We start from the raw sequence: 24,580 nt of genomic DNA, 5'->3' as shown, positions 1-24,580 counted from the left end.
ATTAGGCTATCATAAATTTCGGAAATTTTTACTTTATAATTCGGAAGTAGGTGAGCACGGCGACAGGCGGGCATTTACATGTTGGCAGTGGACGTCCGTTTTGTCGGCCGACTTGCGAGTCGAGCATTCTTCATCGCTGCGCCGCGCAGGAATGGCTAGTTTCTTCAACGCATGACAGCTCTCCAACTTATACAAATGCAACAGAAATTGCGGTGCGAGCGCGCGCAGCGAGGAAATCGAATTTGCGGGTTGGGGCTGATGCTGTTGAAAAACTCCATGGCGACTTCGACTTGGTTTTCGCTCTTCGTGCATTTTCTACTGAAAGTTCGCCACTTTGAGCAGCCGCCAGATCGGTTTTCTCAGCCGATCGGCGCCGATGGGGCTGTTGTCGGGCAAAGCTTGGCCAGTTTTCGGAGGTTTTGGGCGGTGGCGGCGAGTGTAAACTCGTCTTTCACCCCTGATGTACCTCTCAAACGCAGTCGGGTGAGGCCCAGGATACGTTTCAGATGCGCGAAGAGCATCTCGACTTCCTTGCGACGTTTCTGGGCGGTCTCGTTGAATGCGGAGGCCATACAACTGCGGGCAAAATCACGCACCACCTCGTATTTTCCACGCTGGAGGCTGCGCGTGTCGCTGTTCGGGCAGCATTGCGCCTTCAACGTGCAAGCCTGACAGTCCGCCTTTGTCGCGCGATACCTGCGTGGCTTCATCTCGGTCGAGATGCGGTCCGGATCGGAATAGTTCCGCCGCGCGTGCCGCAGATCTTTCCCCTCCGGACAAATGTATCGGTCATTCTCGTCATCCCAGCTGAAGTCGGAACGCGACAAGGTTCCGTCCGTGCGCTCCCCTTTGTCGATGACGGGGATGAAGGGCAGAATCTGCCGCTTCAGGACGAGCTCGACCAAGCTCTCCTCGGACCCATAAGCTGTGTCGGCAACCAGCCAGTAGGGACGCAAGTCGAAGTGTTTGCCGTGCGGTCCAGCATCGTGAGGTTGGCGCCCACCTCGGCCTGCCTGACTGATCGGGTCGCTTCCACATCCATGATGATCCCGTGATCAGTGTCGATCAGGTAATTATCGGAATAGGCGAAGAAAGCGGGACCCTTGCGCGCCGCTGTCCACTGGCTGGCAGGATCGGCATGGGCCGTAAACTTGGGCTTTACGGGCGTGGCCGCGCTGTAGGCTTCTTCGTCGAGCGTATCGAGATATTCGCGCACCGCCCTCGGGGCATCGTTTGGATCGATGGTGGTCGCATCCCATTTATCCTGACGACTGGAGCTCTTCTTCTGGACATCGGCGCTGATCAGGCGCGCATCGACCGCAAAGCCCTTGCCGCCGACCAGACCACGGGCGATGCACTGGGCCACCACGCGCTCGAAGACGAGGCGAAAGACATCGCTGTCGCGAAACTTGCCGTGCCGGGGCTTCGAAAAGCTCGATGATCCGGCACCTTGTCCTCGAGCCCCAGACGGCAGAACCAGCGGTAGGCTAGGTTGAGATGCACCTCCTGGCACAGGCGACGCTCAGACCGTAGCCCCATGACATAGCCAACGACCAGCATCCGGATCATGAGCTTAGGATCAATCGAGGGCCGACCGGTGTGGCTGTAGAAGCTGCGCATCTCTTCGTGCAGACCATCCAGATCCAGAAAGCGGTTTATGCCCCGCAGGAGATGATCGGCAGGGATATGCGTCTCGAGATTGAACTCATAGAACAACCGGGCATGAACCTTCTGCGTCCCCAGCATCGCGAACCCTCCAAATCCCAATAATCCAATGGAATCAGAAGCCCTTGCCCCGATCAAGCGCAGAGTTTTTCAACAGCATCAGCCGGTTTTGGCTTTCCGACAGCCAGGGCGGGAAGCTTCTGTTCGCTATGCTCGCAAACCGAGGCAAAGCACATCGCCAAGGCTTTCGTTACAGCCAAAGCGTCTTCAAGTTCTTCAGCCAGGCAACGGACGCGGTGGTTCAACTTGCCTTGTCAGGTACAACCCAATTGCATCCAGAACACCGAGTTTCCCGTCTTTGTCACCTGTGGCTCACGGAAGTCGAGGTTAGTCTGAAAGGCATTGGCACCAGTAAATGAAAGGAAGCTGACCGATGGCAAAACATGATGATGACAATCGCGCAAACCAGATGAATCCCAACAACGATGCCTACTGGGACAGCCGAGAGTATGACGGACGCCCTGACGACTGGGAAGACCGTCTCGAAGATGGTGATTCCCACGACTACACGCCGCTGACATCAACGCATTGATCGGCTTGCGCTTAAGCCATTACCCGTGGGGGTGGCAGGTGCCACCCCCTTTTGCAAAAAGGTCGTAAACGGCTTGGCACGGCCTCTCGGGCACCCCACCGAACTTCTTGATCGACCGCGCTGAATTAGCCACCAAAAGTACGAACATCAATCCGAACTCACGGGAATCAAGCTCGGCCTTCCACTTGTCCAGTTGACCTTCTTCTAGCTCAGGTCGGAGGGAGCGCAGGCATTCTTGTGTCTTGTGAAACGTAGGAACTAGATCACCGTTGCGATACCTGCGCGCATTGCGAATTAGGTTTCTTGGGTCCCGTTCTAAAAGTGTCTCGGTTTTGCAAACTGGATGCACGAAGCCATCCAAGAGCAACTGGTCCTTGGCGTATCCAGTCCGAGCCTCGAGCCGCTCAAGCCAATTGGAAAAAGATCGGAGGGGATTGACGCGACCTTGATGAGCGACAAACAGCTTCGTCAAGCTGTCGCAAAACGCTTCGACAGAAGTTTCGCTATCATGAAAGTATTCGGCAGACAGCAACAATGCTCCGAATGCGGACAGCTCGACCCGCGCGACCTCCTCGTTCCCTTCTTTCATCAGCATAGTCATCTCGGCGAGGAACTGGCTTTGAGCAACCCCAGCCAAAGGACTCTCGCCAAACCTGCTCAACGTCGGGGCGACGGTTTGGCTTCCATTTCCCCGATAGTCTCTGTGCAGTTCCGTGGATATCAGGATCAGCTCATCAAGAAGCTTTCGGGTTTTTGCGTGCGTCTTGGGAAGGTACTTCGCCAAATAGCTCCAAAGCAGCTGCGCGCCTTCCCGGTTAAAATCAACCTGAACGTAATGTTTCTCACCCTTCTGCAATCTTCGATGTGTTTTATGAAGTCTGCTTCGATGTAAGTCGTCGTTTTGGCACCATTTCCCAATTATTGCACTAAACAATGTTTCGACCCGTTGGATCGAAACACGCTTACCAGATTGCAAATCATTCAGGATCTTATGCTCTGTGGCGTGCGCTTCTCGGTCGTGTAATTCCTTGTCTATCAGCAATGCGCCGAGAGAACGATGACCGACCCATTTCGGGACGGTTTCTAAGTCGGGAAGCAGCATGAGACCTCAAACAGTAATAATTCTTGCGCAACAAAAACGGACCCGGCGGCTAAATGCAATCTTTGGCATACGGTCAGCGCGCCTGCAGCAACGAATAAGTTCACGATCGACATCCCCACAAGTGGAATTCACCTGATCAGCGCTTTTACAAGCGCTTCGAATCAAGGCAGGCTCATTTGATACCGTGTACAGGGCGCGAGTACCCGCCAAATCAGTTGTCAGTGACAATCAAGAGCTTGCAGCCTAAAAATTGGTCTGCCCCCATCGGGTGGTCCGATTTGATTGTTAGTGCATTGTGGGCCTTTGATCCAGCGGAACGATGCTTTCGGGCGCGGGTGGGCGATAGCCCAATGCGCTGTGCGGCCTGACCGTGTTGTAGTGAACCCGCCATTGCTCGATCAGGATTTGGGCTTCCTTCAAGCTGTAAAAGATTTCGCCGTTCAACAGCTCGTCACGGAACCGGGCGTTGAAGCTTTCGCAGTATCCGTTCTCCCAGGGTGATCCCGGCTCGATATAGGCCGTCTTCGCTCCGACGGCGGCGATCCAGTCCCGCACCTTCTGAGCGATAAATTCCGGGCCATTGTCGGATCTGATGTATTCAGGCGGGCCGCGGAGGATGAACAGATCGGTCAGTGCATCCAGCACGTCCGTTGAGTTGAGCTTGCGATCGACGCGGATCATGAGCGCCTCCCTGGTGTATTCGTCGATAATGTTCAGTGTCCGGTAGACACGGCCATCTGCGGTGCGATCCTGGACGAAGTCATAGGACCAGACATGGTTGGGGCGCTCGGGCCGCAGACGCACGCACGACCCGTCGTTCAGCCAGAGCCGCCCCTTTCTCTTCTGCTTTTGAGGGACCTTCAGCCCTTCACGCCGCCAGATGCGTTCGACCCGCTTATGGTTCACACACCAACCTGCATTGTTGAGCAGGCCAGTGACCATGCGATATCCATAGCGCCCGTACTGATCAGCCAATTCAATGATGTCGTCGGTCAGACGCTGCTCGTCAGCACGGCCTTGCGGCATCTTACGCTGCGTGGATCGGTGCTGCCCCAGTGTGCGACAGGCCCGGCGCTCTGATACGCCAAGTTCCCGCCGCACATGGTCGATGCATTTCCGGCGACGCGAAGGGCTCAGAAGTTTCCCTTTGCTGCCTCGGTCAGGATCAGCTTGTCCAGGGTGAGGTCGGACACAGCCCGCCGCAATCGCTGGTTCTCTTTCTCAAGCTCCTTCAGGCGTGCGAGCTGAGACCTCCCCATCCCGCCATAGAGCTTACGCCACCTGTAGAACGTCTGCTGTGTCACGCCGATCTGGCGCACCGCCTCGGCGATCGTCGCGCCTTGTCCTTGCAGAACTTCAACCTGCCGAAGCTTCGATACGATCTCTTCGGGCTTCTCTCGTTTTCCAGCCATCGCTGATCCTCCAATTCACGGGACAATCTATCCCAGTTGGTGGACCACTTTCAGGGGGCTACTCCAAGTCCAACGCCAAGGTGGTTGATAACATTGAGATCAACTTCGAATCTGAAATCGTGCTTGTTCTGCAATCTGTGACCTGCGTGTGAAAGGATGGTTTGCGCTTCCCAAACTCTCTAAGTCGCTATTGTTTCTACAGCAAGTGCCGTCCGACAACAGAATGGCGGCTAGATATAGTTGTCTTCAGCTTGGTGGCGCCGATGCCTCCGGTGCCATCACTGCATAAGTTCGGCTTGCGGGTCACTGAGGAACCGAGTGAGCCGGTCCAGCAAAGGTTCAAGCGGCTTGCTTAGTATCTCGCATTCTCAGACAACCTCAACGCGCCAACCCAAGGCCTCCAACTCGGCGATCTTGCGAGCGTCGCGCTCGATGTTCCGCTTGAACTTCTCGGTCCAGAAGGCCTCGTTGGTTGCCGGTGTCGTTGCCTTTCGGCACTCGTCGTGCCGATACCAAAAACAGACGTGAACGAACAGGACCGCCCTGCGGCGCGGGAAGACGAGATCCGGCGTTCCCGGAAGTCCGCGTCGGTTCACAAGGCACCGAAAGCCCCGTGCGTGGAGCGCCTTGCGAAGCGTCACTTCCGCCTTCGAGTCCTTGCTACGGACCCGTGCCATTATCTTCGATCTGACTTCGCTGGTGACAGTATCGGTCATGCTATTGTGTTTGCCATATACCCTTTCTGGTTGCCAACAACACCAAGATATAGCAGCCTTTGCGGCACCAATTCGCGTCGATGTCGCCCGCATATTCTACGAATACTCCACCGGTTTTGCGCGGCTCTCCTGTAAAAAATTTTGATTTTTTTGAGCAGTATTCGAGAAATACTGTTGCGCATCTTGGATCTCTACCCTAAGTGCGAGTGAGCTCAGCCTGCCGCGAAGAAGTTGGTGCGGTCTGGCGCAAACGGAGGTTCGGCAATGGATACGGCCAAGCATGAGAAGTTCCGCCAACTGGCGGAGAGCAGAACGAACAAAGCGATCGAAGCGATCTCTCGTATCGGAAACCTTTCCAATCGATCGCTCTATGAATGGGAAGAAGCCGAGCTCCGCAAGGTGATTAAGGCGTTGCGTGACAGTGTTTCGGAGGTGGAGCAACGCTTTGCCACACCGAAGAGCCGAACGGGTGGCAGTTTCAAGCTTTGAGTGCTGGGGGCGTTCAGGATTGCACATGAATTTGAAGGGTAGCCGAGAGTGGTAGAAAGAAATTGGTTTTACAAACGTGTCGATCCTGACGGCGGCGCTGGCGGAGAAGTCTTCAAGTCGATTTTCAACGGCAGTGGATTGGACGCCGCTGAACGCCTGGCGCGCGAGGCGCTGCAAAACAGCGTCGATGCGGCGCGAGAAGGTGAAACGCCGCAAGTTTCGTTGCAGATGAATGCCTATTCAGACGCCGATCTGGATCGTTTCTGGCATGGCGCTGGATTGGATGCGTTTGCCGCAAGGGTCGGTGTGCTCGGCTTACACTCAGAGAACGCTTTCGAGACGAAACCGGAGACGCTTCGTGTTCTGCATGTCGTTGATTCCGGCACAACCGGGTTGGCAGGGGATCCGACGTCTCCGAGTTCGAAGATGCGCAAGCTGCTCATGGAGATCGGGGGCAGTCAAAAGGTTGTCGAAGATAAGAATTCCGGTGGTTCTTATGGTTTCGGCAAAGCGGTCTACAGCGCATCATCCCGGGTTGCTGTGATCTTTGCTTACTCTCGGACACATGATGCAAGTGGGCAACCACTCTCGGTTCTGATGGGGTGTGCCTATCACCGAGAGCACGAATTCGATGGACAGACCACGAGTGGTCGCGCGTTCTTCGGGAAGCGGATCGAGGAACATGGCATTCCCATCCGACACGATCCCTTCGTTGGAGACGAGGCCGACGAGTTGGCGGCGGAACTCAACATGTCGCGTGAAGAAGGCGACATCGGCACGACGATCGCCATCGTGGATTGTCCGCTCAAGATGGAGGACATCAAACGAGGCGTCGAACGCTCCTGGTGGCCGAAGATCCGTCGCGAAAACTTCCGCGTAAACATCACCGATGAAGACGGACAGCGGCTGCACTTGCGACCTCTTCAAGATCCTGAGTTGAGGCCTTTCATCGATGCACTCGATGTCGCACTAGGCCGTTCGCCGGAACAACGTGGAAAGTCCCGGCGGAAGGCTGACTTCAACAAATTGGATGGAAAGAAAATTGGTCAACTCGGGCTGTTCGCATGGGCGGATGAGCAAGAGGTGGATGAAATGTCCGATCAGATAGACCGGCGAGACACAATCGCTTTGGTGCGTTCGCCGGGTATGGTCGTTCAATACTACCGGCGTGGATTCCCAAGTCATCCGCCTGTTGTCGGTGTGTTTCTGGCAGACGACGATATCGACGACATTCTGCGTCGATCAGAGCCACCGGAACATGACCAGTGGGATGCGAATGCCGACAGATTGGATCCTTCGAGTAAGGAGAGCGAAATTGTCCAATCGGTTCATTCGCGAATTTGGCGAGAATTGCGGACTTTCCAAAAATTTGCGCGTCCGCCCGAGAAATCCGATGGCAATCGCTTTCTCCAACTGGAGCGTGAGCTTGCGAAGCTGTTCGGCCCGACTGGCAAACGGGAGCCGATCGGCGGGGGAAAAGTTGAGACCCCGGTTTCGCTAAGGCCAGATGTGCTGATCGAACAAGCTGCGGATGGCCTGAAGGTGAAAGGCCGTGTGACGATCCAACTCAAGGAAGATCACGAGGGTGATTTGCCGGTGGTGGTCACGATGCAGCTAAGTTCGATTGATGAGGGCCACCGTCACCTCGATCCGATTGCGTTGACGGCCTCCTTCAATGGTGCCGATGTCGAAAAGGTCGATGAAGCGGAGTGGCACCTGACATTGTCGCCAGGTGAGAAGGTCGAAGTGGAGTTGGAGAGCGCGGTTTACGAGCCGGATTGGACGGTCGATTTTGTGCCTAGGGTCAAGCCGCTCGTCACGGAGGTCAAGCAATGAACGCGTGGGTCAGATCACAACCGAAGACGCTCCGTCCCTATTTCGGGGCGCAAGCGGCCGAAGGTTTGCTCGACGAGATGGAGCTGTTCCTGAAGTTTGGGGATGCACCGGTACAAGGAAACCGACTGATCGTCGATGATAGCCAAATGGCGGATATGGCTCCGCGCTTGTATCCCAAGCTATCGGAAGAACGGATCAATGCAGTATTCGGGGAACGGCGCGCGGCGTTCGATTTGATCGTCACCTTGCGAACCCCGCAGATGCTGCGCCGCGAGCTGATAGATAGGTTCTCGCTTGGCGATGAGGCACCGGAATGTATCGAGGTTCCTAAACACATGCTCAAGGATGCCAAGTTGACCGGCCTGTTCGAACTTGGCATTTCGATCTGCCTTGCAGAAGAAATCGATCTCGGCGCTGGATGGCCAAGCCATTTGGGAAGCTGGGTGACAAAGGAGGTCTACACGATCGGACTCGATAGAAGGCAGTCGACCTTCCGCATCCTCCCCCTCACCGAGGAGTTGGCCAAGAGTTTGCATTTGCCGAAAGGCACGTTTGTGTATGTCGATGATATCGAAGACCTGAACACTGTCTATGACGAGGGAACTTCGTGCGCGACGGCGTATGTTTCGGAAAAAGTACTTTTGAGTTCCGCGTCTGGGAAGTCGGCGGCCGCCGTTGCCGCACTGATATGGTCAGAGATCGCATCTGCAATTCTGTTGGCGGACGGAAACGGTGTCAGCGAGGCCGAAGAGGTTACTGGAGGGAGCCCACTAGAGGCGATCCTTGAAAACCTGCGGGCGGATCAATCTTTGTCGCTTTCTGAACTGAAGAACCTCATCAAAGACCCGGTACGATTGCGCGCTGCAGTCCATGACAGCCGTGGCCTAGTCAAAGACTTGGAGAAAGTCTGATGCCCTATCCGATCGTATCCGAGGAATCAGCCAAAGACTGGTTCAAGAAGTGGCAAGATGCTTGTGAGGAAGCGTCGGCCAGAGTTTCGCCCATTGAAGCTCCCAAGGTCGAAAAGCAACCAATCGGAGATGAGTTCGATTGGGAAATGGAGATTCAGGCAATCGTCGACAGCCTGGCGGCTCTTTTGGAGAAAGAGGGTGAAAAAGCCTTTGAATCGAAGGGCGCCGTTATGCTGCACAAGGCGCTCCCGGATCATGAGGCATTGCGTGATCCGGAGTTCTGGTATTGGTTCGCGACTGTACCCGGTCGGACATTGGTCGAAAATCGATACCCATTCAAAGAAAACGCCCAGGTTGATCTTGAATTGGAGGACAATGAGCGGAAAGCACCGAATTACCTTCCGGGCCGCAACAACTTCGTAGGTCAGCATGCGAAAGAAGTGCTCTTCTTCAGGCTTTGGATCAGAGCCGAAATGGGAAGATTGGTTGATGGGGCTGATGATACTTCGAAGGTTTACGAATATGCTAGGGGTGGATCTGTCGAGTTCTGGCGAAGCCATCTTCTGCGGGTGCTTTACGCCCAACACCGCCCGTTTCTTCAAGCTTTCGTCGATTTCCAGTTTCCCGGGCCGGATCGGGACAAGCCAAGGCTAACCATTCCCGAGATACGTCAGCTTGCCAAAGACTTGGCCAAGGCTTGTGCCAATGTGTCCGTTGAGTTACTGGACATTAATCAGAGCAAAGCGTTAATTGAACGCGTGTGGACGAGAACGTCCAGTGTTAGGGCTTGGGTCAAAGACTGACCGGCCTGACGTCACGAAAGTGGTTGTATGAACGTAGAAGTGGCAACAGATTGCCACTCTTCCGAAGCCGACACAGAGCATTCGGAATGGTGGCGGGGATTCTTACGGGGAGATCATCTTTGGGATGATCCCACCAAGAAGCCATTGTCGGTTGTCGATTTGTTCTGCGGTTCCGGTGGCTTCGGATTGGGAGCAGCCCTTGCAGCCAGTTGCTTCGATCGCCGTGCGGTTTTCCATGCGATAGCCGATGCGGATGTTTCCGCAATGGAGGTCTACGGTCGGTCCTTGCCGGTAAGAAAGAAGATCGCCGACTCCTTGGCGACGATCGTCGACTATTCGGTCAATCAAATGGGCGATACCGCAGCGTTCGACTATCCCCCCGAAATCATTCAGCATGACCTCGCCACAGAGGTGGGCAAGACGGATCTGCTTATCGCGGGTCCGCCATGCCAAGGGCATTCGAACCTGAACAATCACACCCGTCGAAATGATCCTAGGAACGATCTATTCGTCGCGACTGCAGCGATCGCGGTCGCCCTAGAGGCGAAAGCCGTGGTTATCGAGAATGTTCCAGGCGTGGTTCGCTCCCATAGCGACGTCGTCGAACTCGCACGCCGCCTTCTCGCGTCCGAAGGCTATGCTGTGGCCGACCGTGTCCTTAGGATGGACGATCTCGGCGGATGGCAGACCCGCGCGCGATATTTCATGATCGCGGTCAAAGATGCGGAGCAAGAAATCTTGCAAGAAACTCTGAGCCAATTGGCAACTGAGGATTCTGGAGCATGTTTCGGGAAACGGGACCCACGCGACGTCCTTTGGGCGATCGCCGACCTTGGGGACAGCGGGGGCAATTCTGTTTTCGACACGTCGCCTGTCCAGGGACCTGAGAACATCAGGCGGATAGACTTCCTCTTTGACGAGGGAATCTACGACCTCCCGAACAGCGAGCGGCCCGACTGCCACAAAGATGGAACGACTTACACGTCGGTCTATGGCCGAATGCACCCTGACCGGCCCGCGCCGACGATCACGACCGGCATCGGTACGCCTGGTCAAGGCAGGTTCATCCATCCGACCCGGCGTCGCCTGGTCACGCCGCATGAGGCTGCTCGCATTCAATCCTTTCCAGACGGCTACGGCTTCATGGGTGGAGACGGCGAACCGCCTCGAAAAGCGTTGGCGAAATGGATCGGTGATGCAGTGCCCCCCTACCTCGGCATGTCAGCCGTTTGCGCTGCGCTGTCGGTCTTGACGGGCGCTGCTCCCAAGGTTCCGTGGGAAGTCAGATAGCAAAAGACATCCCCAACCATTGCATGAACGGTCGCAAAGGAATTCACGTGCTATGGAGTGCGCCACCTTGGCTCTCGTTCTCAAATCTCCCTCGGAAAAGTGGGACACAAATCCGAGAAAATCCAATAAACATGGTGAAAGAAAAAAGTCCCACAGGCTCGTAACTTATTATAATAAAAGCAACAGGTTACGCCGCCCCCGGGCACCACTTATATCGATGTAAAAATCGTCAAGTATTTGGCATATATGTGAAATTATAACTACAGCAGGCTATTCCTCATAAAATCTGTATCTCATTTTGTATCACATTCAGTTCTAATTGCGTGAAGCACCTTTGTTTGGAGTGTCGAGTTTTAGGTCCGGTTTAAAGCGGCCATTCGAAACAGCTGGCGTTAGTGGCAGTGATGCGTAGAAAAACAGACGATTAGTGCGCCATTTTAATCAGATGGGCTTACATAGTAGCGAACAATTTACATATCAGGCTGATCGATTTGACGGCAGACGCAAGCGACTTCGGCCATAGGTCCTTGGGGTGGTGCGGAATGGCACTCACAACATCGCAAACCCACTGAAGAATTGTTCATAAGAATGAGAACCGCATGGTTGGCGCATTTTAGTGCTTTCAATACGTTTTGCAGTGGCAAACCGAACCATTGTTTCATAGGGGCTTAGACGGGATGATGATAAGAAAATCAATAGCGGCCATCCTCGAAGGTCACTCCCCAGGAGAAGCACAGCTTCTGTCAGCTGCTGCCGCTGGAGTGCCGCCTGGTGTTAGAGAGACCTCGGCGAACATTTGGGGGCTCTGGTTGGAGGCGGGGTAAAGCTCTGGCGCACCAGCAACTTAACATGCGGGCTTGAAAAACCGCAGAACATGTTAAGAAAAAGGGGTTAGACCTGTCTAAAGCGAAGCCCCTGCCTTACGGGTATATGCTCGTTCTGGGCCGAGCACATCTGAGGCACCGCTCGACTGCGCAAAAGGTGGAAACCTGACGGTCGCCGCCCATGCAAGCCGTAGTATAAAAGCGACGAAGCGGCCATTACCTTGCGAAGTCAGAGCGGGTGAAACGGCCGCCTGCCCGTGGCGCATGGAACCCTGTAACCTCGCTCGCGTCGCACCTCACCGAACGGCGGCTTTCGGTTCGAACCAAAAACGTGCCGAAACATGACAGGTTGTGCCTCAGGATTTCGCCGCAATTCGTCGCGCTAAACCATTCTGTTTTGCTCTCCTCTGCTCAAAAGTGCCTTTGGCGCGAAGATGCGCGTCTGAGACGAGCGGCAAGCATTTGCCCCAAGTCAGTCGGGACGGGTTGAGCACGGATATCCATGACATCCACCCATAGATCGGATGCGGCATCAGCTGGTCGCTTGCAGCAAAGTCCCAACCGCCATCGATAACTCCACCCTTTCCAGGGCGCGGGGGCGGAGGACCGAACAGTTCGAAAAACACTTCCTTGCTGACCCCCAAGTTCAGACGCCAGACACCACTGCGATCAAGCTGTGACGCGCGATCATTGGCACCGTCCTTTTGCTTGATGGTCGCAAAATAGGTGCCACGTTGAAAGACATGGCCCGGGTTGTAGAAATAAGAAGTTTCGCCCCACGCGTCTTTCGGCACGACGCCGTCCAGTTCATTTGTGATGAAGCTATGAACGGTCTCGATCTCGATCCATTTGGTTTGCGACATGTGTCAAGTAATCCTCAATCGTCTTGCCCACTTCAGGTTTGAAGCCCCGCCCCGTGACCTCGCAGACCTGCATGCGGTCGATGCGGAAGGCCCGAAACCCGTCCCGCAGTTCGCACCAAGCTGAACATGTCCAGACCCGGCCCCAATACTCGGTCTGCAGCGGCCGGATCACACGGCTTGTCATCTGATCATCCAGCGACCGGTAGTCGATACGCAGCTTCAGCCCCTCACGGATTGCGCGCCGGATCAGCGGCATGTGACGAAAGCCTTCCCGCGCTTTTTCAAAGGCGTAAACGCCGAAGCCCCAGGATTTTGGGGCCTGACGGCGGTTGGATGCGTGTTCGCCGATCTTGGCCATCACACCCGCTGCGGCCACCTGCAACTCGGCGTCTGCGGCCTCTTGGACAATAGCCATACCCAGGCTCAGCGCCTCAAGCTCGACCAGCGACAGTGACATGGGCGGCAGGAACACCGGCTCGCGCAGTATGTAGCCGACGCCCCGCTCGCCATCTAGCGGCACGCCGGCCGCCACCAGCGTGCCGATGTCGCGGTAGACTGTGCGCACAGAGACCTCGAGCGCATCAGCAATGTCACGGGCAAGGTGGAGCCGCCCGTCCCGGACGATCTCTACAATATCCGCAAGTCGTCTGCCGCGCTCCAGCATCCGGTCAGTTGATGGCCACTGCCAGCTCGGAATGCATGAGCTGGACGGTTTTGCCGTCGATCGCGGACAGAAAATCGGCATTTCCCGGCACCTTGCCGATCTCGGCAGCCGCCGCTTTGGCCGAGGGCATGTCCTGCCACTGGATGTGCTCGATCCAGGTGCCGTCTTCGGTGCAGGACAAGCGGCGATGCACGAAGCCGGGACACGCCACGACCCAGGCATTCATGCCCTTGGCAGCGGCTAAAAAGGCGTCGTGGCTGACGCCCTCGTTCAGTTTGAAGGTGACGCTTTCGATGATGGCGTTCGACATTGGATTCTCCTGATGGGTTTGTAGGCGATCCGCTGTCATTACGCCATCTCAACTGCCACAGTCTGTCAGTTGAAAGGCGCCATTGGGGAAGGAGATCAAGAGACCAAGGAAAAATCCATGAAGATCCTACACATTGACGCCTCCGCCCGAACGGAGGGCTCTTACTCCCGCCGCCTGTCGTCGCATTTCATTGACTGCCTTCACGAGAACGGGTTGGCCATCACCGTGGACCGGCTTGATCTGGCCGTGCATGCCCTACGGCATTTCGGGGCGCTGGAAACCGCCGCGATCACGCTTCCCGAAGCGGAGCATTCCGCAGAAATGAGGCAAGCAATCGCGCCATCTGACGCGTTGGTCGCCCGCGTGCTGGCGGCGGACGGCATCGTCATCGGCACGCCGATCTACAATTTCGGCATGCCATCAACCCTGAAGGCATTTTTCGATCATGTGTCGCGCAACGGAAAAACCTTTCTCGCCGACGGGACCGGCATGAGGGGTTTGCTGGGCGACACGCGCGTTGCAGTCCTGAGCGCAACCGGGGGCACCTACGGTCCTGGCGATGTGTTCGACGGCCTTGACTGCCTGACACCACATATCCGGGCCATCCTCGGCTTTCTCGGCGTTACCGATCTGAGTTTTGTGGCTGCACAGTCCATGATGTTTGCAGGGCCGGACGCCGCCGCCATGTCCCTTGATGCCGCCAAGACAGAGGCCGCGTCCCTTGCCAAGACATGGAGCACCGCATGGAACTGACCGCACAGGACCGCCGCCTTAGCCTCGGTGCGGTCATGCTCCATATGCTCGGCATCGGGCTGACGCTCGGCTTGACCTTTCCCCTTACCTCCCTGACGCTTGAGGCTTGGGGGAGTGCGGCATGGGTGGTTGGTCTGGCCGGGGCAATGGCCCCGCTGGCGATCTTGCTATTCATGCCAGTGTTGCCGTCTGTGGCACAGAAACTTGGCGCGGTCCGGGCGATGATACTGGGCTGCGGGATCGGGATCGCGGGCCTGGTCGTGATGTATCTGGTGCAAACCGCGCCCGTCTGGGTTGCGATGCGGTTCGTGATTGGTGCGGGGCTGGCGCTGCCCTGGCTTGCGGGCGACATCTGGGTCAATTCGGTTGCGCAGGAGGAAAGCCGGGGACGGGTCATTGCGGCTTACGTCGCCTGCCTGTTCATCGGGTTTTCCGCTGGCCCGCTGCTGCTGGACTACACCGGGATCACCGGGATTGCCCCTTTCGCGATGGGTTGCGGTGCCCTGGCGCTCGCCGTCCTGCCGCTGATCGCCGTTGGCCGCCTCGCACCGACCATCGTGGCCGAACAGGGGTCAGGCGTTCTGTCGGCTGCGCGCGCCGTGCCGGTCATGGCCGTTGGCGCGTTTGTGGCTGGTTTCACCGAGGCCCTGATCTTTTCGCTGCTGACACTCTGGGGGCTTGAAACCGGGCTGGATGAAACCGGCGCGCTGCGGTTGCTGACGACCTGCATCATCGGGGGCGTCGTGCTGCAATTTGCAGTCGGTATCATGGCAGATCGCATTGGCCGCCAACGGTTGCTGGGGTTGATTGGACTAGCCCTGATCGCGATTGGGGCGCTGCTTCAACTTTCAACAGGCGGTCTGGTTTTCGTCGCGGCATTCATCACGGGTGGGCTGATCCTGGCCCTGTATGGCTTGTCCCTGATACTTCTGGGAGAACGTTTTTCTCCAGCGCAGTTGGCCGCTGCCTCAGCCGCCTTTCTGATCTTGTATCAACTCGGTTCAGTGACAGGTCCACTTGTTGCAGGCGCAGCAATGGATCTGGGGGGTGCGGCTGGTTTCGTCTTTTCCCTCTCCGGCGCAGGCCTGGCCATCGCTCTTGTAGCGTTCACCACACGCACTCGGACCAAGGAGATTTGAGGGCGACCGACCACCAGGCACCTTCCGGCTGGTGGACGGTCGCCACGCGTGTTTGACCAGTAAGAAGGACTTTTTCGACGGTGACGCTCCTCGAGAAACAGCCAGCCAAAAGACCCCCATCCTCAAAGACAATATGCGCCGCCTCTGTCTTCCCTCTCGAAAGCCGCCGTTCGTCATACGGCGGCTTTGTGCTTACGACTGACTTTACGTCGTCAAGATTGGCGCGCCCGATATAAATGGCCAGTCCGGGGAAGATACGCGATCGCTGCCTTCATGTAGCGACCGGCAGCAACGGGCCGAGTGCGTTGATGCTGCGCGGACTCGGACCGACGATGTTAACGGTGACGTCCTCCATTGGGGCACACTGCGTTGCCGCTTGGCTGATTGCGGGCCCTATATCTGCTTCCCAAGGATCACCGGACGGGGTAGGCAGTCCGATCCTTGGAGGTTTGGGAAAGATCATGGCGCAGAATGCCACCATTTACAAAATTGAACTGTCGGTCTCTGACATGGATCGCCACTATTACGAGACCCATAAACTGACCGTTGCAAAACACCCCTCGGAGACGGACGAGCGACTGATGGTGCGCATCGTCGCCTTCGCACTGAATGCCCACGAGCATCTGGAAATGACCAAGGGGCTTTCGACGGACGACGAGCCTGACATCTGGCAGAAGAGCCTGAGTGGCGAGATCAATTTATGCGTGGCACTTGGACTTCCGAGCGAGAAAGTCATGCGGCAGTCCTGCAACAAGGCCGCAAAGGTGATTGTCTACCCCTATGGCGGCAGAATTGCCGAAATGTGGTGGGACAAGGTCAAGAACGGCACCACTCGTTTCGACAATCTCCGTGTCGTCAATTTCTCGGAGGCCGATACGGCCACATTGGCAAAACTGGCCAACCGCGCGATGAAGCTCCAGGTCAATATTCAGGACGGGGATGTAATGGTCAGCGTCGATGAAAGCGTCGTCTACGTCACGCCCGACACATGGAAGGACGTAACATAGGTTGCCGTAACTGTCGCATACTGGACCGGAGGAGCCCGAATTGAACACAGTTAACTCCAGCGCGCCAATGTCCGCACTGGGTAAGCTGCACCACAGCGCCGATCACGGTGACACACGGCGGCTTTGGGCCGGCGGGGTGCTATAGCGCCCTGCATTGCCTTAGATATCCGGCTCGATTCTTCCTTAGTTGCTCCACCATATGCTGCACTTGGATTCGGGCAATTTCTTCAGCATTTAAGCGTGTCAGTTCACTACCACTGCCAACGGATGGCGCCGGGCCTCCTTCCTGGGTGCTGTGCGGTACCATGGACAGGTAGAGGCCCGGACAACTGTGAATGATTAGCTCACGCGGGCTGAACCGTTTCATGTAGATCATGTCCGCGAGGCCCAGATCCTGATCGAGAAATGGCGGCGCCACTACAACACTGTCAGACCGCACAGTGCTCTGGGATACCGTCCACCGGTACCCGAAAGCATCGTCCCGATAGACCAGAGACCGACCATGCACTAACAGTCAAACCAGACCACTCAATGGGGGCAGACCACTTCCAGGTGAGCGCCTCTCGGTTCCAAGTGTCGCTAAGGCAAAATACTTCGTTACCGGAATGGACAAACGGAGGGATGGAATGATCGAAATATCCACTCGCCGCGATGGTCCTTCTGGAAAGTCATTCGCCATTCGGTTGGTCCAATGCGAGCCGCTGCGGTTCGGATACATTGCTGAAGGCGACTCTGAGGCCGATCTTGTCCGTGACCCAGCGCCGAAACTCACACTATTGGTCAACGGCTCAATCTCCGATGTTGTTGCTAAACACGCCTGCGTGAGGCACGATGAGCCTAAGTCCGCCATGTCCGCCTTAGAGCCGACTGAGACCACACAAAATCCCGATGCCGAAAAGCGAGTAAAGTTAGAAGAAGACGTGCGGAAAGCTGTCGAGTACACCGACCTCTCGGTCCAAATCACTGGGTACGGTTCAGGGTACTCATTCTTCGCGGAAGGCCTTCTCAAATTGATCCATGAGAGGCCGTGCGAAATAGGCCGCCGCAGTTTGCTCTTGGGTGGAGAGATAGACTTCAGTTGGCATTCCCGGCATCAAGGCTAGACCGTTCAGCCTTGCAAACTCTTCTGGCGATATATCGACATAGCCGATGTAGAATGGCTCCCCGGTGGATGCGGAAATGGTCGTTGCCGGTGAAATGTGCGAAATCGTGCCGAGAATTTCAGGTGTCGTACGGTGGTTGAAGGATGAAAACCGGACACGGGCCGTCTGATCAAGATAGACTTGATCTATTGCTGTGGTCGGCAATTGAACCTCTATCCGCAACTCGGCAGAGGCCGGAACAATCGTTGCCAATATCTCGGCTGGCGTGATGACCCCGCCTTCGGTGAACACCGACAGTTCGTTGATCCGCCCCGAAATCGGTGCGCGTATTTCCGTCCGTGAAAGTTTGTCCTGCACCGCTGTTAACCGGTCGGACAGTTCCTGAATGCGTGCCTCGACCACCGTAAGCTCCCGTTGCGCTTCATTTCTTGCAACTTCGTCCACGGAAAGAATCCGCATCTCGATCTCGCTGATCCGCGACCGGGACCGCGCAATATTGGCGTCAAGCTCGCCAAGTTTGCCACGCATCTGAACCAGTTCGCGTTTTGCTTCATCCACCCGAGGCATTTGGATCAAACCTTTCTCGAACAGGTTTACAACACGCGAGTGGCTTTCTTCCACAAGGGCCAATTCATCTGTCAACGCCGAGCGCTGCGAAACGAGCGCCACAATCTCATCGTTCACCTGAGCGATACCGAGTTCAAGCTGCTCGCGCTGATTGTCGCGGTTCACGATATTCCCAGCATGGAGGCGCAGTTCACCTGACATCAACTCGCTTTGTTGTGGATCAGACATCGAGAGACGCTTGGGAAATCTGACCTCAGCGGCACCTTCACGGTCTGCAACGAGACGCGCGCGCCGAACCTCAGCCTCGTCCAATTGAGCAGAGAGAATTGATAGCTCTGCCCGTGATTGCGCGTCATCGAGACGAAACATGACTTGACCCGCCTCGACCTCGTCGCCCTCGCGCACGGAAATTTTCTCAACGATCCCACCGTCGCGGTGCTGAACCTGCTTTAGGTTCTGGTCAACCTTGACCGTCCCCAATGCTATGACAGCTCCGGTTAAGTTTGCATTGAACGCCCATGCGCCCACACCACCCAACAGTCCAAACATCATGAGAACGCCAAGAATAATGCGCCCGCGGAGCCGGTCGAATGCCGCTGGGGATTGTGGTGCGTTTTTGACAGAACCAGATTTAGTCATTCCAATAATCCTTCTGTTCAGCGCGTCAGGCGTGTTCAATCAAGAGGATGTGGTCACCCTCGATCCGCAACTCTAGATCAATGATCCTGTCGCGATTAAAATCGACCTCTACGACGGTTCGGCGATAATCGTCGGTCCAATCGTGGTAATAGGTCAGCCGGGGTTCATCCACATCGAGCGCGTCGGCATAATCATCCAAGTCATCCTCGATACGTTCCTCAAGGGATTTCTGCGCTTTGCGGATTTCCCGATGACTCGAGCCCGAGCCAATCCAGATCCGGTCATCGCTATTGAAATCATTGATCTGATAAACTGACCTGATGATATCAACGGTATCGCCCTGTACAAAATTGTATAGGTCTGACCCGCCGTTGCCTGTCAGGGATGCCTGACCAGACCCTGCGCGGAAATGGTCGTCGCCTGTGGAGCCGACATAGTCCTCGAACCCGGAGAAACTGTCGTCACCGATGCTCTCGCCAGAGGCCATACCCGTGATCAGATCAAGTTCGACACCGTCTGTCGCGCCGGAATAGTTCAGTTGATCGTGGCCCGCGTCACCGGAATAAGTATCGGAGGCGCTATCATCGTCGGCTACGACAATGTCATCACCCGCCCCACCCAAGACAGTATCTTCGTCTGCCCCTCCCGAGAGGATGTCGTTGCCGTCACCCCCATAGAGGCTATCCTGACCCGCATCGCCAGATACAATGTCGTCGTCATCTCCACCATCCAGAAGGTCGTCTCCGTCTCCTCCGAACAGCACATCATTGCCAGCTCCGCCGTGGGATATGTCGTCGCCTTCGTCTGAGAAAATCACATCGTCGCCACTGTCGCCTGCAAGCTGATCATCACCGGTGCCCCCTGACAAGGCGTCATCGCCGGTGCCACCAAGGATCTCGTCGTCGCCCACTCCGCCGTCGAGGACATCATCGCCTGCGTTGCCATGGATTAGGTCGTCGCCATCCTCTCCCTGCACGTCGTCATCACCGGCCCCCGCAACGACGGTATCATCGCCAGTGCCGCCAAGGATCTGGTCGTCGCCCGCCCCGCCGTCGAGGACATCATCGCCTGCGTTGCCATGGATGAGGTCGTCGCCGTCCTCGCCCCACGCTTCATCATCACCGGCCCCCGCAACGACGGTATCATCGCCGGTGCCGCCAAAGATTTGATCGTCGCCCAATCCGCCGTCGAGGGCGTCATCGCCTGCATCCCCATGGATCAAGTCGTCGCCGTCCTCGCCCCACGCTTGGTCATCACCGGCCCCCGCAACGACGGTATCATCACCGGTGCCGCCAAAGATTTGATCGTCGCCCAATCCGCCGTCGAGGGCGTCATCGCCTGCATCCCCATGGATCAAGTCGTCGCCGTCCTCGCCCCACGCTTGGTCATCACCGGCCCCCGCAACGACGGTATCATCACCGGTGCCGCCAAAGATTTGATCGTCGCCCAATCCGCCGTCGAGGGCGTCATCGCCTGCGTTGCCATGGATGAGGTCGTCGCCGTCCTCGCCCCACGCTTCATCCTCACCGGCCCCCGCAACGACGGTATCATCGCCAGTGCCGCCAAGGATCTGGTCATCGCCCGCCCCGCCGTCGAGGGCGTCATCGCCTGCGTTGCCATGGATGAGGTCGTCGCCGTCCTCGCCCCACGCTTCATCATCACCGGCCCCCGCAACGACGGTATCATCGCCGGTGCCACCAAAAATCTGGTCGTCGCCCGCCCCGCCATCGAGGACATCATCGCCCGCGTCGCCATGGATCAAGTCGTCGCCATCCTCGCCCTGCACGTCGTCATCACCGGCCCCCGCAACGACGGTATCATCGCCAGTGCCGCCAAGGATCTGGTCATCGCCCGCCCCGCCATCGAGGGCGTCATCGCCTGCATCCCCATGGATCAGGTCGTCGCCATCCTCGCCCCATGCTTCATCATCACCGGCCCCCGCAACGACGGTATCATCGCCGATGCCGCCAAGGATCTCGTCGTCGCCCAATCCGGCATCGAGGACATCATCGCCCGCGTCGCCATGGATCAAGTCGTCGCCATCCTCGCCCCACGCTTCGTCATCACCGGCCCCCGCAACGACGGTATCGTCGCCGATGCCGCCAAGGATCTCGTCGTCGCCTGCCCCGCCGTCGAGGACATCATCGCCTGCATCCCCATGGATCAAGTCGTCGCCATCCTCGCCCCACGCTTCATCATCACCGGCCCCCGCAACGACGGTATCGTCGCCGGTGCCACCAAAAATCTGATCGTCGCCCACACCGCCTTCGAGGACATCATCGCCTGCATCCCCATGGATCAGGTCGTCACCGTCCTCGCCCCATGCTTCATCATCACCGGCCCCCGCAACGACGGTATCGTCGCCGGTGCCGCCAAGGATTTGGTCGTCGCCTAATCCGCCGTCGAGGACATCATCGCCTGCGTTGCCATGGATCAGGTCGTCGCCATCCTCGCCCCATGCTGCATCATCATCGGCCCCCGCAACGACGGTATCATCGCCGGTGCCGCCAAAGATTTGATCGTCGCCCAATCCGCCGTCGAGAGCGTCATCGCCTGCATCCCCATGGATCAAGTCGTCGCCATCCTCGCCCCATGCTTCATCATCACCGGCCCCCGCCATGACGGTATCATCGCCAGTGCCGCCAAGGATCTGGTCCTTTCCTCTTCCGCCATCGAGATGGTCATTGCCAGCGTCTCCGTGGAGGATGTCGTCGTCTGCTCCCCCGCGCACCTCGTCATCGCCATCACCCGCCTTGACGGTATCGTCGCCGGTGCCGCCGAAAATCTTGTCCTCGCCGTCGCCACCGTAAATTTCGTCATGGCCAGCGTCTCCGTAGATCACGTCGTTGCCGCCCTCGCCAAAGAGACGATCGTCGCCCGCACCGCCTGAGATCCAATCGTCGCCATCTCCTCCGGCAATGAGGTCATCACCATCGTTGCCAAATAGGCTATCGTCGCCGTCGCCGCCGGAAATATTGTCATCACCTGCGCCACCGTAAATTCTGTCACGCCCGCCAAACCCGGCTAGATTATCGTCATCGTTCAATCCAAAAATTGCATCGCGCCCTCGCGTGCCAACGATCAGGTCTTCGCCATCAGTCCCCGTAAAGACGTTTTCGATTACGTTCAAAATTGCAGTCTGATCAATGCTGAGCGCGCCGTCAGTGATCGAGTATTTGATTTGGACCTCGCCCAAAGCATCTGTATCTGCGAAATAGAGCCAGCCATCGCCTTTGGGGTCCATATGACCGACAGTGCTGCCGTTGATTGAAACCCCCAGAAGATCGCCATCGTGATCCTTTGTCTCAGACAGAAGATGAGCCAGGGAAATAGCGAGGACGGCACCGCTGCCGAGATCCCCAAGGTAAACGGCGCTTGAGTTGCGCGGGCCACGGTTGCGATCCTGTTCTGGATCGGTCTCATTTTGATCAGGGTTTTCTTCCTCTGCCACTGTCGGAGGATCGTCCGGTTCCGTCTCGTTGCTTGGATCGGGGATGAAGGGTGGAGACCCCGGTTCCACACCGTTGTCTTGGGGAAACTTGTTTATGCCTGGGAACAAGTTGAACGGCGGAAGAATGGTGTTCGCCGTGACGCGTGTAATCTCGGTGCCAAAAACCAAGTCTGGCAGCGGTTCAATGAACATGCTCTCAAAGCGGCCTAAAACCACCGGATATCGGAATGAAACGATCGTTGGTCCTTCTTCAACCCAAGAGTCCCCGGGTCCTCCAACGCTGTCATCAGGGGCATTTTCATGTAGCGCCAGCCCCGAAGTGTTACGGCTTTCAGTGATATCTTTGCTGTCTTCTTCCGGCGGTTCGTCTTCTGCCACGGCAGCAACATGTTGGTCTGACCATAGAAAAGAGCGAAGGTAGAGGCCCAAGCCTAGGAGACCGGCGAACCAGCCGCTGAGGAGCTTGGTTTGACTGCGTTCGGGGTGTTCCAATCCCAAGGGGTCGGCGGGGTCCGATTGCGCGGTCGTTGCGGAGCGGAAACTTTTGACATCAATCACGATCAGCCTCCCTTCTTCGCCTTGCGTCCCTCATCCAACATGTGGCATTCGACAGGTGTCTCTGTCGAATGCCGTTCTGAGGCCACAGAAGGCTTGGTTGCGCTGGCAACCGAAACAGGTTTCGGGTTCAGAATTTGCTCTCGTGGACCGAATGCGGTCAGCTTTCCAGCCTGGATCACGCCAATCAGGTCACATGCCTGAAGCGCTGATGGTCGGTGAGCGATCAGCACAACGATGCCGCCGCGCTTTTTGACCCCCTCAATGGCCGCGGTAAGAGCGGCCTCTCCTTCGGGGTCAAGATGCGCATTAGGCTCGTCCAGCACGACCAAGAACGGTGATTTGTAGAGCGCACGCGCCAATCCCAGACGCTGCCGCTGTCCGCCCGAAATCGACGTGCCCATCGGTCCTAGGTATGTCCGGTATCCGTCTGGAAGCCGCACAAGCATCTCATGCACATTTGCGGCGCGTGCAGCAGCAACGATCGCCTCTGGGTCAGGCGTTTCAGCAAGACGCGCGATGTTCTCTTCAACCGTCGCGTCGAGCAGGGCGACATCCTGAGGCATGTATCCGATATGCGCCCCGCGGTCGTCGTCACTCCATTGCGTCAACTCGGCACTGTCCAGTCGCACTGATCCCCGCAACGGGGGCCAGATACCGGTCAATGCGCGGGCCAGCGTGGTCTTTCCGCCACCACTCGGCCCAATGAATCCGACAGCTTGTCCTGCCGCAGCCTCAAAGGTGATGTCGCTGAGCAAAACTCTTCCGGTTGCTGGCGCAGCGACAGTCATGCCCTCCACTTTCAGGTTATACTTCGGTCCCGGCAGCCACATCGGCTTGGGTTGATTTTCGAGCACTTCGACAGTGTTCCGCAGGCGACGCCATGACGTGCGCGCAGATTCCATATTCTTTGCATTTCCAATCGCTAGATCTATCGGAGCCATGGCACGAGCCGACGCAATGGTTGCCGCAATGATAGCCCCGGCCGACAATTCACCGCGAATGGTGAGATAAGCCGCAAGCCCGAGGATCGACGACTGCAACAACATCCGAAGCACCCGCGAAATGGCACTATAGGTGCCTGATATGTCACTGGTGCGAGTTTGCAGTTCCAAATGCCGATCATTGGCGGCTGAGAAACGCGCAACGGCGCGCGACGCAAAGCCCATCGCCTTCAAAACCTCGGCGTTGCGTGCGTTCGAATCCGCGATTGCATTGCGCTCAATCGTCGCTGACACGGTGGAACTGCTCCAACTCCGTGTCCGCAATTCTGCCGCGATCGCGAGTGTAGCCAGAGTAAATGCGCCACCAATCGTCAGGGCACCCAACATTGGGTGCAGGAAGTAGACGAATGCGAGAAAAATCGGCATCCAAGGCAGGTCAAACAATGCAATCGGTCCCTGAGACCCGAAGAAACCACGCAGTGTATCGACATCTCGACCGCGTTCGAGCGCCTCGGAGGTGGAATATCCCAGGCGGGGCATGTCGACGACCAATTGATGCGCGACGGGTGCCAATCGACGGTCCAGCCGCGCGCCGACACGAATGAGAATTTGGGTGCGAATGACGTCGAAGACGCCTTGAAAGAGATAAAGCCCAATTGCCAGAAAAGAAATTGCGACAAGCGTCGGGATGCTCCCGCTGACCAGCGCTCGGTCATAGATCTGGAGCATGTAGAAAGCGCCGGTCAATGCCAGAATATTGATGACCCCTGAAAGCAGGAGCAGAAAAACAATCAATCCCTTGATACTACCGAGCGCTTTGGCTGCCGCATTCCCGGACGTGTTCTTTTGATTTGCCATGATGTGCTCTCGCGTCTGAAAAATGAAATATGACCGAGCCAATCACTCCGGGCAGGACAAGACCCGCCCGGAGCTATTGTCAGCCTG

Annotated in this window: 18 protein-coding genes and 2 pseudogenes; 10 read left to right on the top strand and 10 right to left on the bottom strand. The window is 56.8% G+C overall.

What is annotated here, in order from left to right; translation table 11 throughout:
* Positions 1 to 359 precede the first annotated feature (359 nt).
* Positions 360 to 1,746: pseudogene (locus tag RAK1035_RS08965) on the bottom strand (IS1182 family transposase).
* A 352-nt stretch (positions 1,747 to 2,098) separates the two neighbouring features.
* Between RAK1035_RS08965 and RAK1035_RS20375 the strand changes: the two are divergent.
* Positions 2,099 to 2,257 carry a hypothetical protein gene (locus RAK1035_RS20375; protein WP_008281763.1) on the top strand — a complete coding sequence of 53 codons (159 nt, stop codon included), beginning with the start codon at positions 2,099 to 2,101 and terminating at the stop codon, positions 2,255 to 2,257.
* 19 nt (positions 2,258 to 2,276) lie between these two features.
* On the opposite strand, the gene RAK1035_RS08960 is transcribed toward RAK1035_RS20375, so the two are convergent.
* The 3 genes from RAK1035_RS08960 to RAK1035_RS08950 form a co-directional block, all read right to left on the bottom strand.
* Positions 2,277 to 3,359 (bottom strand): hypothetical protein, encoded by a 1,083-nt coding sequence (locus RAK1035_RS08960; RefSeq protein ID WP_008281762.1) that lies wholly within the window; start codon positions 3,357 to 3,359, stop codon positions 2,277 to 2,279.
* A gap of 285 nt (positions 3,360 to 3,644) precedes the next feature.
* A protein-coding gene (locus RAK1035_RS08955) for an IS3 family transposase (protein ID WP_085976969.1) occupies positions 3,645 to 4,771 on the bottom strand; the annotation gives its coding sequence in 2 pieces (ribosomal slippage) (positions 3,645 to 4,507 and positions 4,507 to 4,771; 1,128 coding nt in all).
* 368 nt (positions 4,772 to 5,139) lie between these two features.
* On the bottom strand, positions 5,140 to 5,487 hold the full coding sequence (locus RAK1035_RS08950) for a very short patch repair endonuclease (RefSeq protein WP_008281760.1): 348 nt from the start codon (positions 5,485 to 5,487) through the stop codon (positions 5,140 to 5,142).
* 264 nt (positions 5,488 to 5,751) lie between these two features.
* Here RAK1035_RS08950 and RAK1035_RS08945 point away from each other — a divergent pair, with 264 nt between their 5' ends.
* The 5 genes from RAK1035_RS08945 to RAK1035_RS08925 are packed head-to-tail and all read left to right on the top strand — an operon-like array spanning position 5,752 to position 10,816.
* Positions 5,752 to 5,976 (top strand): hypothetical protein, encoded by a 225-nt coding sequence (locus RAK1035_RS08945; RefSeq protein ID WP_008281759.1) that lies wholly within the window; start codon positions 5,752 to 5,754, stop codon positions 5,974 to 5,976.
* 48 nt (positions 5,977 to 6,024) lie between these two features.
* Positions 6,025 to 7,812, top strand: a complete 1,788-nt coding sequence (locus RAK1035_RS08940; RefSeq protein WP_008281758.1) for a competence/damage-inducible protein A — start codon at positions 6,025 to 6,027, stop codon at positions 7,810 to 7,812.
* Positions 7,809 to 8,723 carry a hypothetical protein gene (locus RAK1035_RS08935; protein WP_008281757.1) on the top strand — a complete coding sequence of 305 codons (915 nt, stop codon included), beginning with the start codon at positions 7,809 to 7,811 and terminating at the stop codon, positions 8,721 to 8,723. The genes RAK1035_RS08940 and RAK1035_RS08935 overlap by 4 nt, the downstream gene beginning before the upstream one ends.
* Positions 8,723 to 9,526, top strand: coding sequence for a hypothetical protein (locus RAK1035_RS08930; RefSeq protein WP_008281756.1), 804 nt, complete (start codon positions 8,723 to 8,725; stop codon positions 9,524 to 9,526). The genes RAK1035_RS08935 and RAK1035_RS08930 overlap by 1 nt, the downstream gene beginning before the upstream one ends.
* 27 nt (positions 9,527 to 9,553) lie before the next feature.
* Positions 9,554 to 10,816: a DNA cytosine methyltransferase gene (locus RAK1035_RS08925; RefSeq protein WP_083803332.1), complete on the top strand. Its 1,263-nt coding sequence runs from the start codon at positions 9,554 to 9,556 to the stop codon at positions 10,814 to 10,816.
* A gap of 1,180 nt (positions 10,817 to 11,996) precedes the next feature.
* On the opposite strand, the gene RAK1035_RS08920 is transcribed toward RAK1035_RS08925, so the two are convergent.
* The 3 genes from RAK1035_RS08920 to RAK1035_RS08910 are packed head-to-tail and all read right to left on the bottom strand — an operon-like array spanning position 11,997 to position 13,477.
* Entirely contained in the window at positions 11,997 to 12,503 is a 507-nt protein-coding gene (locus RAK1035_RS08920; protein ID WP_008281753.1) for a DUF6194 family protein, read from the bottom strand.
* Positions 12,463 to 13,167: a helix-turn-helix transcriptional regulator gene (locus RAK1035_RS08915; RefSeq protein WP_008281752.1), complete on the bottom strand. Its 705-nt coding sequence runs from the start codon at positions 13,165 to 13,167 to the stop codon at positions 12,463 to 12,465. The genes RAK1035_RS08920 and RAK1035_RS08915 overlap by 41 nt, the downstream gene beginning before the upstream one ends.
* A gap of 4 nt (positions 13,168 to 13,171) precedes the next feature.
* Entirely contained in the window at positions 13,172 to 13,477 is a 306-nt protein-coding gene (locus tag RAK1035_RS08910; RefSeq protein ID WP_037298068.1) for a hypothetical protein, read from the bottom strand.
* A gap of 117 nt (positions 13,478 to 13,594) precedes the next feature.
* On the opposite strand from RAK1035_RS08910, the gene RAK1035_RS08905 reads away from it, so the two are divergent.
* The 4 genes and pseudogenes from RAK1035_RS08905 to RAK1035_RS08890 all read left to right on the top strand — a co-directional run.
* Positions 13,595 to 14,230, top strand: a complete 636-nt coding sequence (locus RAK1035_RS08905; RefSeq protein WP_037298065.1) for an FMN-dependent NADH-azoreductase — start codon at positions 13,595 to 13,597, stop codon at positions 14,228 to 14,230.
* Positions 14,221 to 15,369 (top strand): MFS transporter, encoded by a 1,149-nt coding sequence (locus RAK1035_RS08900; protein WP_008281749.1) that lies wholly within the window; start codon positions 14,221 to 14,223, stop codon positions 15,367 to 15,369. The genes RAK1035_RS08905 and RAK1035_RS08900 overlap by 10 nt, the downstream gene beginning before the upstream one ends.
* 461 nt (positions 15,370 to 15,830) lie before the next feature.
* Positions 15,831 to 16,376, top strand: a complete 546-nt coding sequence (locus RAK1035_RS08895; RefSeq protein WP_008281748.1) for a YaeQ family protein — start codon at positions 15,831 to 15,833, stop codon at positions 16,374 to 16,376.
* 382 nt (positions 16,377 to 16,758) lie between these two features.
* Positions 16,759 to 16,887: pseudogene (locus RAK1035_RS08890) on the top strand (integrase core domain-containing protein); the annotation flags it as partial.
* Positions 16,888 to 17,359: 472 nt separating this feature from the next.
* On the opposite strand, the gene RAK1035_RS08885 reads toward RAK1035_RS08890, so the two are convergent.
* The 3 genes from RAK1035_RS08885 to RAK1035_RS08875 form a co-directional block, all read right to left on the bottom strand.
* Complete coding sequence (locus RAK1035_RS08885; protein ID WP_008281747.1) at positions 17,360 to 18,685, bottom strand: HlyD family type I secretion periplasmic adaptor subunit; 1,326 nt, start codon at positions 18,683 to 18,685, stop codon at positions 17,360 to 17,362.
* Positions 18,686 to 18,710: 25 nt separating this feature from the next.
* Positions 18,711 to 22,205 (bottom strand): calcium-binding protein, encoded by a 3,495-nt coding sequence (locus RAK1035_RS08880; protein ID WP_162655207.1) that lies wholly within the window; start codon positions 22,203 to 22,205, stop codon positions 18,711 to 18,713.
* 491 nt (positions 22,206 to 22,696) lie between these two features.
* Complete coding sequence (locus RAK1035_RS08875; RefSeq protein ID WP_008281744.1) at positions 22,697 to 24,493, bottom strand: type I secretion system permease/ATPase; 1,797 nt, start codon at positions 24,491 to 24,493, stop codon at positions 22,697 to 22,699.
* Positions 24,494 to 24,580: the final 87 nt, after the last annotated feature.

This window comes from Roseovarius sp. AK1035, assembly GCF_003288315.1.
In the GTDB taxonomy this organism is placed as follows: domain Bacteria; phylum Pseudomonadota; class Alphaproteobacteria; order Rhodobacterales; family Rhodobacteraceae; genus Roseovarius; species Roseovarius mucosus_A.
The sequence above is the reverse complement of the archived record's forward strand: the minus strand, read 5'-3'. Positions and strand labels throughout refer to the sequence as shown.